Genomic DNA, 12,173 nt, shown 5'->3' with positions numbered 1-12,173 from the left:
GCGGCTCAGCGCTCCTCGTCCCGCGTGGGCCGCACCTCGTAGTGCAGGGTCCGGGTCCGCATCGCCTTGTGCGCGAGCGGCACGAGCACGCCCTGCACGACCGGGTACTTGCGGCGCAGCAGGGCCGCCGCGTGCCGGTCCGCGGCGCTGCCGTGCGGAAGCAGCCGGGCCCGGGCAGGGATCTCCGGCCCGACCTGCCGGCCTGCCGGGGTGGCGGGGGCGAGTTCCACCCCGGGGTCGTTGCGGATGCGCCGGACCTTCCAGGCCCTGCCCGGGGTGCGGAAGTAGGCGCGATCGCCCTCGACGGCGATGTTGACGGGGGTGCCGACGCCGCTGCCGTCCTTCTTGTGGCTGGTCAGCAGGACGGCCCACTGCTGGACGAAGGGGGTGAGCTCCAGGCTCGCGGGTGGACGGGTCATACCTCCATGTAGGCACGGTCCGTGCCGCTTGTCACTCCTCGCGGGCTTCGCCGTGGACCGCCGTGTCCTGGTCCCGGCGCCGGTCCACGCACATCTCCAGGCCGTCCAGGATCCGCTGGAGGCCGAACTCGAAGTGGTCGAACTCGGGACTCCAGGTGTCCTCCGAGAGGGACATCAGGGCCGGGTAGCGGCCGGTGGTCATCACCCGCTCCAGCACCGGGTTCTGTGCTTCGAAGAACTCCGTGGTGGTCAGGCCCGACCTGCGCTCCGCCTCCTCCTGGTAGATCTGGGTGCGTGCGGCGCCCACGACGTACCCGTCGACGAGCAGGAGCGCCGAGACGAGTTCGGGGTCGGTCAGGCCCATCGGCCTGATGTGGGCCAGCACCTTCTCCATGCCGTCCAGTGCGCCGGGACCCAGCATCGGGCGGGACTGGTTGACGTGCAGCAGCCACGGGTGGCGCCGGTAGAGGGCGAGGGTCTCGCGGCCCAGGGTCTCCAGGGCGGAGCGCCAGGTGCCGTCGCCGAGGGCGGTGCCGGGGCCGGAGGCGGGGCGCTGGACCCGGTCGAGCATCAGGTCGAGCAGTTCACCCTTGCCGGGGACGTAGCGGTACAGGGACATGGCGCCGGTGCCCAGTTCGGTGGCGACGCGGCGCATCGACACCGCCTCCAGGCCCTCGGCGTCCGCGACCTGGACGGCCGCTTCCACGATCCGGTCCAGGGTGAGGCCGGGCTTGGGGCCGCGGCTGGGGCGGGGGCCGAGGTCCCAGAGCAGTTCCAGGGTGCGGGTGATGTCCCCGCTTCCGCTGGTCTCCGCGCCGGTCCTGCTGCCGCCGGTGCCGGTCCTGTCAGCGCCCTCGCCCCTTGTCATACCGCTCAGCTTAGAACCTCGGAAAAAAACCGGGTACGGCGTACGCGAAATCGGGTACGCTGTACCCGGTTATTGGAAGGGGGACTCATGAGTGACGGTTACGCGGTCCGGGCCGAGGGCCTGGAGAAGCGCTACGGCGACAAACGCGCCCTCGACGGCTTCGATCTCACCGTCCGCGAGGGCACCGTGCACGGCCTGCTGGGGCCGAACGGCGCCGGGAAGACCACCGCGGTGCGCATCCTGTCCACGCTGGTCAGGCTGGACGGCGGACAGGCCCGGGTGGCGGGACTCGACGTGGCCCGGCAGGCGCGCGAGGTGCGCGCCCGGATCGGGCTCACCGGGCAGTACGCGGCCGTGGACGAGGTGCTCACCGGCCGGCAGAACCTGGAGATGTTCGGGCGGCTGTTCCACCTGGGCGGCAGGCGGGCGCGGCTGCGCGCCACCGAACTGCTGGAGCAGTTCGACCTGACCGACGCCGCCGACAAGGGCGTCGGCAAGTACAGCGGCGGTATGCGGCGCCGCCTGGATCTGGCCGCGTCGATGATCCTCGCCCCGGCCGTGCTGTTCCTGGACGAGCCGACCACGGGCCTGGACCCGCGCAGCCGCGGTGAGGTCTGGGAGTCGGTGCGGGCGCTGGTGGCGAGCGGTACCACGGTGCTGCTGACCACGCAGTATCTGGAGGAGGCCGACAAGCTCGCCTCCCGGATCACCGTGATCGACCAGGGCCGGGCCATCGCCGACGACACCCCGGACGGGCTGAAGAACCTGGTCGGCGGTGACCGGATCGAGGTGGTGCTCGCCGAGCGGGAGGACATCCCGCGGGCGGTGAAGGTGGTCGCCCGGGTCTCGGACGGCGAACCGGAGGCCGACGAGACCGAGCTGCGCGTCCACGCCCCGGTCACCGACCGGGTCGCCGCCCTGACCGACGTGGCGCGCACGCTGCAGGACGAGGGCGTCCGGGTCGAGGACATCGGGCTGCGCAGGCCGAGCCTCGACGACGTGTTCCTGCGCCTGACCGGACACCGGACCGAGGTCCCCCCGATAAAGGAGGCGGCGGCATGAGCGCCCTGGACCTGACCGTCCCGAGCAACCGGGGCCGGCTGTTCTGGCTGCTGGCCGACTGCGGCAACATCGTCCGCCGCGGCCTGCTGCACTACCGGCGCCAGCCCGTCAACATCGCCTGGCAGCTGGGCTTTCCGATCCTGTCCGTGCTGCTGTACGGCTATGTGTTCGGCAGCGCGATGAAGGTGCCCGGCGGCGGCGACTACAAGGACTTCCTGATGCCGGGCATGTTCGTGATGACCATGGCCTTCGGCTTCATCAACACCGCGACGCTGGTGGTGTACGACGCCACCAAGGGCGTGATCGACCGGTTCCGCTCCATGCCGATGGCGTCCTCGGCCGTGGTGGCCGGGCGCGGGGTGACCGATCTGGTGGTCGCCTGCGCCGAGTTGGGCATCATGATGCTGACCGCGATGGCCATGGGCTGGCGGCCGGACGGCGGCTGGGGCTTCCTGGCCGCGTTCGGTCTGCTGCTGTGGCTGCGGTTCGCGCTGATCTGGATCGGGGTCTGGCTGGGGATGCTGGTGCCCAACCCGGAGGCGGCCGGCGGGCTGTTCGCGGTCGCGTTCCCGCTGACGATGATCTCCAGCATCTTCGTCGCCCCGCAGCTCATGCCCGACTGGCTGGGCTGGGTGGCCGCATGGAACCCCATCTCCTCCACGGCGGCGGCGACCCGTGACCTGTTCGGCACCCCGGTCGGCGGCGGCGACTCCTGGGTCGAGCAGCATGCGCTGCTGATGTCCGGGGTGTGGCCGGTGGTCCTGACGGCGGTCTTCCTGCCGTTGGCGGTGCGCAGGTTCCGGAAGCTCAGCCGCTGAGCCGTGCCGGGGGCGGCAGGCGTCCGGCAACGAGGGGCGCCCGGTGTCCGCCGGGCGCCCCTCGTCCGTCCGCCGCCGGTCAGGAGCGACCGTCCGCCGCCCGCTGCTGCAGCAGGGCCGCGATCATGGCGACGTCGTTGTAGATGCGGAGCACGTCCTGGATGTCGGTGGCCGAGGCGCCGTTGACGCCGACGAAGAAGGTGTGCAGCCGGCCGTCCGCGGCCTCCAGATAGCCGGCCAGGGTCTGACCGCCCACCGCCAGCCGGTCGTTGAGCAGATCGCCCCCGACGACCGTCCCCGGCTTGGCGAAGACCTTGCCTCTGGCGGGGCAGTCGGTGCAGGAGTCGGCCAGGCTGCCGTCCACGCCCAGGATCGGCAGCGAGGTGCGGAACCGGTCCGCCTCCGGGGTGGTGTACCAGTAGTGCAGGATCTGCTCGAGGGCGTGCGGGGTGGCCCGGTCGACGGGGTCACCGCCGCGGCCGTCCGCGAGCTGGATCTGACTGGTGTCGACGTCGGCCCCGTCCAGGAAGGACCTGAGCACGGGGAAGCCGTCCAGGCAGTCGCTGCTGCCCGTGGCCGTGGCCATGTTGCACAGCGTCAGGTTGGCGCCCAGGTTGTGGCTGACCTTGAGGATCAGCTTGGCGTACTCGGCGTACGGCGGTGAGACGTAGGCGGCCACCCGCCGGCCGCCGATGGGCGACGGGGGCAGCTCGCCCTCGGGGTTGGGACCGGTGGGCGAGGCGGTGACGGCCACGCCCGCGCGGGCGAGGGCCTCGATCAGCGCCGTACGGCCGAAGGCGGCGGGGTCCTCGATGTCGGAGACCCGAAGCTCCGGCTCCGCGTCGGCGGCGATGGTGCCGGACAGGGTGATCCGGGTGCCGTCGTCGGAGGTGGCCACCTCGATGTCGGTGGTGCCGCCCGGTGCGACCGTCCGGACCGTGGAGGTGACCTGGTACGGGGCGACCTGCGGGCGCCAGGACAGCTCGGCCGGCCGGCCCGGCCGGGTCGGCGTGGTCAGCAGGTCGATCAGGTTGTCGTTGATGATCAGCGGGTACGGCTGGGGATCCAGCGCGGGCGGTGTGAACAGCCGGTCGTCGATGATGACGTCACCGCGCACCTCGGTGATGCCGGACCGGCGCACCTGGCGGGCGATGCTGTCCAGCCCGGCGAGCGGGTCCTCCGGGGTGAGCGTGGCGCCCGGGAGGCTGTTGGCGTAGGTGTGGTCGACGGGGGTGAAGTCGACGGTGCCGTCGGGCTTGGTGCGCCCGCCCATGGTGAGGTCGCCCTGGGCGACGAGGGCGAGGTTGCCGGTCAGCACGCCGCCCTGCCGGCTTCCGAGGGCCTGGACCGGGGTGGTGAAGCGGTGGTCACCGCCGAGGGTGTGCCAGGCGCCGGAGACGCTGAACAGCTTCTCCGCCGACCCGGGGATGAAGAACTTGTCGGAGCCCCGGTCGTGGATGACCCGTCCGGTCTCCGCGTCGGTCTCCGTCAGTCCCCAGCGGGCGTGCTCGTAACCCGGCTTGCGCATGATCGCGGCGATCTCGGGCCCGAGGCCCCGGCCGGGATCGTGGCCGTCGGACGCGGTGGCGGTGATGGTCGCCCCGGCGGCGGGAGGGGCCGCGGCCGTGGCGGTCGCGGCGGGCAGGACCGCGGCGACGGTCGCGGCGACGGCGCACCACACTGCGGCGGTCGCCGGTGTCCACCGGTTACGGATCTTCGATCTCACGGTTCACCTTCTGAGCGGGTTGGGGAGCCGGGCACTCGCCGCCGCATCGTAGAGGCGTGAACCGTAATAAACGGTCATGCACTAAGTTTTTAGATCAAAACGGGCGAAGATTGGACCATTGGGGGACGGGTGGAGGAGCTCCACCCGTACGCGTGAGGGCGCCCGGCGGACTGTCCGCCGGGCGCCCTCTCACACGTACGAGTGATGGTTGGCGCTGCTACAGCTTCTCGATCACATGGTCGACACACTTGGTCAGCGCCTCGACGTCCGCCGGGTCGATCGCCGGGAACATCGCGACGCGCAGCTGGTTGCGGCCGAGCTTGCGGTACGGCTCGGTGTCGACGATGCCGTTGGCGCGCAGCACCTTGGCGACGGCCGCGGCGTCGATGTCGTCGGAGAAGTCGATCGTGCCGATGACCTGAGAGCGCTTGGCCGGGTCCGCGACGAACGGGTTGGCGAACTTCACGTCCTCGGCCCAGCCGTACAGCGTCCGCGCGGAGGTGGCGGTGCGCCGCACGGCCCAGTCCAGGCCGCCCTGGCCGTTGATCCAGTCCAGCTGCTCGCCGAGGAGGAAGAGGGTGGCGAGGGCCGGGGTGTTGTACGTCTGGTTCTTGCGGGAGTTGTCGATCGCCGTCGGCAGCGAGAAGAACTCCGGGACGTGCCGGCCGGAGGCGTGGATCCGCTCGGCGCGCTCGATCGCGGCCGGGGAGAACACGCCGATCCACAGTCCGCCGTCGGAGGCGAAGGACTTCTGCGGGGCGAAGTAGTACACGTCGGTCTCGGCCACGTCGACCGGCAGACCACCGGCGCCGCTGGTCGCGTCCACCAGCACCAGCGCACCCTGGTCGGCACCGGCCACCCGCTGGATCGGCATGGCCACGCCGGTCGAGGTCTCGTTGTGCGTGAAGGCGTAGACGTCGACGCCCGCCGCGGCCTGCGGCTCGGGGTGGGTGCCGGGGTCGGCGGAGATGACGTCGGGCTCGGCCAGCCACGGGGCGAGCTTCGCGGCCTTGGCGAACTTGGAGGAGAACTCGCCGAACGACAGGTGCTGCGACCTGTTCTCGATCAGACCGTGGGTCGCGATGTCCCAGAACGCGGTGGAGCCGCCGTTGCCGAGGACCACCTCGTAGCCGTCGGGGAGCCGGAACAGCTCACGGACGCCCTCGCGCACCCGGCCGACCAGGTTCTTGACGGGGGCCTGGCGGTGGGAGGTGCCCAGCAGGGACGTACCGGTCGCGGCCAGCGCGTCCAGCGCTTCCGTCCGCACCTTGGAGGGGCCCGCGCCGAAGCGTCCGTCGGCGGGCTTGATGTCAGCGGGAATCTGGATCTCAGCCACGGCAGGAGGGTAGCCGTTCCCGGAAACCCGGGCGAAACGTCGTCCGTCGGCTGAGACGGGTGTCCGCCGGGTCGAAGGAGGCTGGGGCGGGTGGCCGCCGGGACGTGTGTCCGCCGGGGCGGGTGGCCGCCCGAAGCCCGGCGGGCTGCTTTCCTGGATGCATGGCGGACATGGCAGACATGGCGGGGCTGGAGGCCGAACTGCGCGGGAACGTCCGCGGCGAGGTCGGGTTCGACGTCACCGCACGGGCGTTGACGACGATGGACGCGTCCAACTACCGGCGGGTCCCGCTCGGAGTGGTGGCCCCGCGCGACGCCGACGACGTGGCGGCGGTGCTGGAGGTGTGCAGAGCGCACGGCGTGCCGGTCGTGCCGCGCGGCGGCGGTACGTCGATCGCGGGGCAGGCGACCGGCACGGGCGTCGTCCTGGACTTCACCCGGCACATGAACCGGCTGCTGTCCCTCGACCCCGGGTCCCGCACCGCCGTCGTACAGCCCGGGCTGGTCCTGGACCGGCTGCAGGAGGCCGCCGCACCGCACGGCCTGCGCTTCGGACCCGACCCGTCCACGCACAGCCGGTGCACTCTCGGCGGCATGATCGGCAACAACTCGTGCGGCTCGCACTCGGTGGCGTGGGGCACGACGGCGGACAGCGTGCACGAGCTGGAGGTGCTCACCGCGCGCGGGCAACGGCTGCGGCCGGGGCGGGACTGGGCCGGCGCGCCGCAGGGCCTGCGAGAGCTGGTGGAGGGCGACCTCGCCCGGCTGCGCACCGGCTTCCCCGAGCTGCCCCGCCGGATCTCCGGCTACGCCCTGGACGCGCTGCTTCCCGAGAACGGCGCGGACGTCGCCCGCTCCTTCTGCGGCTCCGAGGGCACCCTGGGCGTGCTGACGGAGGCGGTCGTCCGGCTCGTCGAGGCACCGCGCGCGCGTGCGCTCGCGATCCTGGCGTACGGCGACGAGAGCGCCGCGGCCCGGGCCGCGGCCGGGCTGCTGCCGCACGCCCCGCTGACGGTGGAGGGCATGGCGGCCGACCTGGTCCCGTCCTCCGCCGGGCTGCCCCGCGGCGGGGCGTGGCTGTTCGTGGAGACGGGAGGGGAGTCGGAGGCGGAGGCACGCGCGCGTGCGGACGCGATCGTGCGGGCCGCGGACGTGGTCGACGCCCGGGTGGTGACGGACCCGGCCGGGCAGCGGGCGCTGTGGCGGATCCGGGAGGACGCGTCCGGCACGGCGACCCGGATGCCGGACGGCTCGGAGGCCTGGCCCGGTTGGGAGGACTGCGCGGTGCCGCCCGCCCGGCTCGGCGACTACCTGCGGGACTTCCGCGGACTGCTCTCCGCGCACGGGCTGCGCGGCACGCCGTACGGGCACTTCGGGGACGGCTGCATCCACGTCCGCATCGACTTCGACCTGCTGACCGAGCCGGGGATCGCCCGCTTCCGCCGCTTCTCCGAGGACCTGGCGGAGCTGGTGGTGGCACACGGCGGCTCCCTCTCCGGCGAGCACGGCGACGGGCAGGCGCGGGCGGAGCTGCTGCCGAGGATATACGGGGACGAGATGATCGCCCTCTTCGAACGGGCCAAGGCCGTCTGGGACCCCGACGACCTGCTCAACCCCGGCATGCTGGTGCGCCCGGCGCCGCTCGACGCCGGCCTCCGCTTCTCCGTCCTCCCGCGCGAGCCGGTGGACGTCGCCTTCGGCTACCCGTCCGACGGCGGCGACTTCTCGGCGGCGGTCCGCCGCTGCGTCGGCGTCGCGAAGTGCCGTACGACGTCGGTGTCGGGGGCGGGGGTGATGTGCCCGTCCTTCCGGGCCACCGGCGAGGAGGAGCACTCCACCCGCGGCCGGGCCCGGCTGCTGCACGAGATGCTCGCCGGGGAACTGGTCACCGACGGCTGGCGGTCCACCGAGGTCCGCGACGCGCTCGACCTGTGCCTGTCCTGCAAGGGCTGCCGCTCGGACTGCCCCGTCGAGGTCGACATGGCCACGTACAAGGCGGAGTTCCTGCACCACCACTACGCCGGGCGGCGCCGCCCCGCCGCCCACTACACGATGGGCCGGCTGCCGCGCTGGCTGCGCTGGGCGTCCCGCATGCGGGCGGCGGCCGTCCTCAACGCGCTGTCGTCCCTCGCCCCGCTGGCCGCCGTGGCCAAACGGCTGGGCGGCATCGCGCCGGAGCGGAGGATCCCGCGGCTGGCGGGGGAGACGTTCAGCGGGTGGTGGCGCAGGCGGGGGAGGGATGAGCCACGGGGCAGCGGGACGGACGACCTGGTGGTCCTCTGGCCCGACACCTTCACCGAGCACCTGTCGCCGTCCGTCGGCCGGGCGGCCGTACGGGTGCTGGAGGCGGCGGGGCTGCGGGTGGCGCTGCCGCCGACGCTGCGTCTTCCGCGCGGCGCGCTCGCCGACGGCCGCACCCGCACACCGCTGGCCCTGCTGGCGGCCCGCCGCGGCCGGGTGTGCTGCGGGCTGACGTACATCTCCACCGGCCAACTGGAGCGCGCCCGTACGGTGCTGCGGCGCACGCTCGACCTGATGGCGCCGGTGCTGGAGACGGACGCCCCGGTCGTCGTCCTGGAACCGAGCTGCGCCGCGGCCCTGCGCACCGACCTGCCCGAGCTGCTGCACGACGACCCGCGCGCGGCCCGGCTGGCCCGCAGGGTCCTCACCTTCGCGGAGGCCCTGCAACGCCACGCCCCCGACTGGACCCCGCCCGCCCTGGACCGCCCGGTCACCGGCCAGACCCACTGCCACCAGCACGCGGTCCTCGGCGACACCGCCGACCGCCGGCTGCGCGCCGCCGCGGGCCTCACCGGCGAACTGACCGGCGGCTGCTGCGGCCTCGCCGGCAACTTCGGCTTCGAGAGGGGCCACTACGACGTCTCGGTGGCCTGTGCCGAGGAGCAGCTGCTCCCCGCGGTCCGCGAGGCCCCGGCGGGCACGGTGGTCCTGGCGGACGGCTACTCCTGCCGCACCCAGCTGGACCAGCTGGCGGGGGTGCGGGGCCGGCACCTGGCGGAGGTGCTGGCGGAGGGGCTCGGGGTGGCGGAGCCGGAGGAGGGACGACGGAACCTGCCCGGGTGACGGGTTGTCCGTTCGGCTCGCGACGACGCGCACCGCAGGACGTTCCACGCCGTGCGAGGACCGGGCATCCTCCGGACTACATCACCCTCGGCTGCCCGCGGCGGTCGGAGGGTGAACATGGGCGGGAGAAGCGACGGCCCGACCGGCAGGGGGCGGGGTGTCGGGTCCTCGTACTCCGCGTCGCGGTACCTCGGTGCCGTGCATCCGAGCCGAGCGGTGCTCCTGCTCACGTTCCTGGTCCCGCCGTTCCGGATGCTGCACGCCGGCTACCAGGCGCCCGCGGGCGGCCCCACCGCGGACGCGCCCGTCCTCCTGTTCCTCGCCGTGCCGATGACCTGCGCAGGCTTCCACGTGCTGGTGCAGAGCCCCGCCGGACTGCTGGGGTCCGGCCGGGCCGGGGCCGCGCGGCGCTGGTCGGGTACGGCGGCGCTGTCGCCGTCGCGAGCGTGCTGAGCCGGCTCCTCCTCCGGATCCTGGGCCGGAACACCGAGGGCGGAATCGTGGCAGTGCGGGCCGACGCGATGGTTCGCGGATCACTCGGTCCGGCCGGGTACGTGTGGGTCATGCGGGCGCGACCCGGTGCCGGTCCCCTCCCCCGGTGCTGACGGACCGCAGTCGGGGTCGGTACGGGGCCTCCTGATGCGGCGGGGTGGGCTGGGGCGGCGGCCCCGTGGACGTCGCGAGACGGGGCCCCGCGCCTCCGCCCCACGGCAGGGGCGGAGGGATGGGGGGCTCAGGTCGTCGGGAAGTAGTCCGGGGTGCGGATCTGGTCGCGGATCCAGACGCCGGCCTGCTTCAGGGGCGACGTGCCGGTCCAGGGGCCGTCGTTGTTGCAGGTGCCGGTCCTGAAGACGGCGCCGGAGCGGTGGTCGTCGGAGAAGTTCCAGTTGACCCAGCTGATCTTCTTGGTTGCCATCAGGTCGAGGTAGCGCCGGGACATCGCGAAGTCGTTCGCGCCCTCGCCGGCGTAGTTCTGGGTGCCGAACTCGGTGACGAACACCGGGATCCGGTCGGCGGCGCGGGAGAGGGTCGCCAGGTACTCGTCGCGGTGCGAGTCGGCGTAGAAGTGGAAGGTGTACATGATGTTGGCGGCGTTGACGGGGTTGCCGACGACCTCGGACTCGTCGGCGCCCTCGGAGACGCCGAGCGAGGACCAGGCGCGGGTGCCGACCAGGACGGGCGCGTCGGAGTCGATGCTCCGGATCACCGGGATGATCTGCTCCGCGTAGCTCTTGATGCGTGACCAGCTGACACCGCTGGGTTCGTTGGCGATCTCGTACAGGACGTTGTTCCTGTCCTTGTGGCGCTGGGCGATGTCCGTGAAGAACTTCCGCGCGTTCGCGAGGTTGTGGTGCGGGTCGCCGGGGTCGAGCATGTGCCAGTCGACGATCACGTACATGCCCCGCTCCGTGGCCTGCCGGATCAGCGAGTCGGCCAGGGCGGTGAAATGCGCGGGGTCGCTCTCGTAGCCGCCCTCCTGCACGTAGGTGGAGACGCGCAGGACGTCGGCCCTCCAGTCCTCCGCAAGGGCGTCGAGCGAGCCGCCGGTCAGGCACCGCGCGTACCACTGGGTGCCGTGGGTGCTCATGCCGCGCAGCTGGACCGGGTTGCCGTGCGCGTTGCAGAGCTTGGTGCCGCAGACCCTGAGTTGTCCGTTGACGGCGACGGGGGTGGTGCCGGACGGGGGGTCGGTGGGCGGGTCGGTGGGGGGATCCGTGGGGGAGCCGCCGTCGCCCGCGCAGGGGCGGCCGTTGACGGTGCAGTCGGCGGGCGTGCCCGTACCGGCCGCGTTGAAGCCGAAGCTCGCCGACCGGCCGGCGGCGACATGGCCGTTCCAGGCGGCGTCGGTGAACGTGTGGCGCCGGCCCTGCTGGTGCCTCGTGGCGGACCAGTGGGTCGAGACCGTGGTCCCGGCGGGGAGTTCGAACTCGATCGTCCACCCGTTCAGGCTCGCCCCACCGGCGTTGGTGATGGTCACCTCCGCCGTGTATCCGGTGTCCCACACCGAGGCCTGAGTGATGCTCGCCGTCACCCCGGATGCGGGCGTCACCTCGGGTGCGGCGGCAGGCGAGGCGGGGGTGGTCGTGGTCAGGGCGAGCAGGAGTGCGCCGAGGAGCGCCGCCAGGGCGGCGGTCGGTCGTAGCTGGAAACGTGCCGTTCGCATACGGGTCTCCGTCCGACGACAGTCGACAGTTAGGAAACTTTCCTAACTGAGATGGAACCAAGGCCCCGGCTGCTTTGCAAGGTTCACGACAATCTCGCGGCGGCGTGCCGTGCGGCGGCCCGCTCGGCGGGGGTGCGGCCGCAGCATGGCGGGAACGCGTCGTCGCGTCGGGACGCCCAGGGGCCGGTGGCCCCATACTGCTGCGCATGCCCGAGCTGATGACGGCGGACGCGGTTCGCGATCTGGCCGGGTCGGTTGCCGAGGCCCGGTCACTGGGACACTCGCTGGTCACGCCTACGCACGTCCTTCTGAGCGTGGCGAGCCATCGGAGTCCGGCCCGTGGCTTGCTGGACGCGGCCGGCGCGGACCACGGCGCGGTGCGGGCAGCTCTGGCCGCCCGACGGCCGGCCGGGGCGAGCAGCGGCCGACCCCGTGAGCTTCCCTGGTCGCCCGAGATGGAGAGGATCCTCCACCTGTCGCAGAGCCTCACCGAGAAGCCCTTCAGCTCCGCCCACCTGCTGGGGCTGATCCTCGACAACGACGGGGAGTGCGTCGCCCTGCTGGAGGGGTGCGGGGTGGCCACGGCCGAACTGCGCGCCGCGGTGGCGACCGAACTCGGCCGGGCCTGAGGCCGGCACGCCTCATCCGGACGTCCGGCCTGGTGCCGGACCGGCACCTCGCCCCGAGCCGCAGGCGG

10 protein-coding genes are annotated in these 12,173 nt (G+C 72.9%); 5 read left to right on the top strand and 5 right to left on the bottom strand.

The window, feature by feature from the left end; all coding sequences use genetic code 11:
• Positions 1-5: 5 nt before the first annotated feature.
• Both V5O46_RS06900 and V5O46_RS06895 read right to left on the bottom strand, forming a co-directional pair.
• A complete protein-coding gene (locus V5O46_RS06900) occupies positions 6-419 on the bottom strand; it encodes a PPOX class F420-dependent oxidoreductase (protein WP_332883537.1) in 414 nt (137 codons plus the stop codon).
• Between the two features lie 31 nt (positions 420-450).
• The gene (locus V5O46_RS06895) at positions 451-1,287 is read right to left on the bottom strand and encodes a TetR/AcrR family transcriptional regulator (protein ID WP_332883536.1); all 837 of its coding nucleotides are present in this window, start codon (positions 1,285-1,287) and stop codon (positions 451-453) included.
• An 87-nt stretch (positions 1,288-1,374) separates the two neighbouring features.
• Between V5O46_RS06895 and V5O46_RS06890 the strand changes: the two genes are divergently transcribed.
• Positions 1,375-2,349: an ATP-binding cassette domain-containing protein gene (locus V5O46_RS06890; RefSeq protein WP_332883535.1), complete on the top strand. Its 975-nt coding sequence runs from the start codon at positions 1,375-1,377 to the stop codon at positions 2,347-2,349.
• A complete protein-coding gene (locus V5O46_RS06885) occupies positions 2,346-3,167 on the top strand; it encodes an ABC transporter permease (protein ID WP_332883534.1) in 822 nt (273 codons plus the stop codon). The genes V5O46_RS06890 and V5O46_RS06885 overlap by 4 nt, the downstream gene beginning before the upstream one ends.
• 79 nt (positions 3,168-3,246) lie before the next feature.
• Here V5O46_RS06885 and dacB read toward each other — a convergent pair whose 3' ends face one another.
• Together dacB and serC are read right to left on the bottom strand one after the other, a co-directional pair.
• Entirely contained in the window at positions 3,247-4,893 is a 1,647-nt protein-coding gene (gene dacB / locus V5O46_RS06880) for a D-alanyl-D-alanine carboxypeptidase/D-alanyl-D-alanine endopeptidase (RefSeq protein ID WP_332883533.1), read from the bottom strand.
• 217 nt (positions 4,894-5,110) lie between these two features.
• Positions 5,111-6,229 carry a phosphoserine transaminase gene (gene serC, locus V5O46_RS06875; protein WP_332883532.1) on the bottom strand — a complete coding sequence of 373 codons (1,119 nt, stop codon included), beginning with the start codon at positions 6,227-6,229 and terminating at the stop codon, positions 5,111-5,113.
• Positions 6,230-6,408: 179 nt separating this feature from the next.
• Between serC and V5O46_RS06870 the strand changes: the two genes are divergently transcribed.
• Both V5O46_RS06870 and V5O46_RS06865 read left to right on the top strand, forming a co-directional pair.
• The gene (locus V5O46_RS06870) at positions 6,409-9,312 is read left to right on the top strand and encodes an FAD-binding and (Fe-S)-binding domain-containing protein (RefSeq protein WP_332883696.1); all 2,904 of its coding nucleotides are present in this window, start codon (positions 6,409-6,411) and stop codon (positions 9,310-9,312) included.
• Between the two features lie 198 nt (positions 9,313-9,510).
• Positions 9,511-9,765: a hypothetical protein gene (locus V5O46_RS06865; RefSeq protein ID WP_332883531.1), complete on the top strand. Its 255-nt coding sequence runs from the start codon at positions 9,511-9,513 to the stop codon at positions 9,763-9,765.
• A 280-nt stretch (positions 9,766-10,045) separates the two neighbouring features.
• Here the strand turns inward: V5O46_RS06865 and V5O46_RS06860 are convergent, their stop codons facing one another.
• Positions 10,046-11,476, bottom strand: coding sequence for a cellulase family glycosylhydrolase (locus V5O46_RS06860; RefSeq protein WP_332883530.1), 1,431 nt, complete (start codon positions 11,474-11,476; stop codon positions 10,046-10,048).
• 206 nt (positions 11,477-11,682) lie between these two features.
• Between V5O46_RS06860 and V5O46_RS06855 the strand changes: the two genes are divergently transcribed.
• A complete protein-coding gene (locus tag V5O46_RS06855) occupies positions 11,683-12,105 on the top strand; it encodes a Clp protease N-terminal domain-containing protein (protein WP_332883529.1) in 423 nt (140 codons plus the stop codon).
• The last annotated feature ends 68 nt before the right edge of the window (positions 12,106-12,173 follow it).

This window comes from Streptomyces poriticola (assembly GCF_036689765.1).
GTDB lineage: Bacteria > Actinomycetota > Actinomycetes > Streptomycetales > Streptomycetaceae > Streptomyces > Streptomyces poriticola.
Note: the sequence above shows the minus strand (reverse complement) of the source record. Positions and strands in the feature narration are given on the sequence as shown.

Coding starts and splice junctions, on each gene's coding strand:
- V5O46_RS06900 (WP_332883537.1), bottom strand. CDS start 419: ATGACCCGTCCACCCGCGAGCCTGGAGCTCACCCCCTTCGTCCAGCAG.
- V5O46_RS06895 (WP_332883536.1), bottom strand. CDS start 1,287: ATGACAAGGGGCGAGGGCGCTGACAGGACCGGCACCGGCGGCAGCAGG.
- V5O46_RS06890 (WP_332883535.1), top strand. CDS start 1,375: ATGAGTGACGGTTACGCGGTCCGGGCCGAGGGCCTGGAGAAGCGCTAC.
- V5O46_RS06885 (WP_332883534.1), top strand. CDS start 2,346: ATGAGCGCCCTGGACCTGACCGTCCCGAGCAACCGGGGCCGGCTGTTC.
- V5O46_RS06870 (WP_332883696.1), top strand. CDS start 6,409: ATGGCGGGGCTGGAGGCCGAACTGCGCGGGAACGTCCGCGGCGAGGTC.
- V5O46_RS06860 (WP_332883530.1), bottom strand. CDS start 11,476: ATGCGAACGGCACGTTTCCAGCTACGACCGACCGCCGCCCTGGCGGCG.
- V5O46_RS06855 (WP_332883529.1), top strand. CDS start 11,683: ATGCCCGAGCTGATGACGGCGGACGCGGTTCGCGATCTGGCCGGGTCG.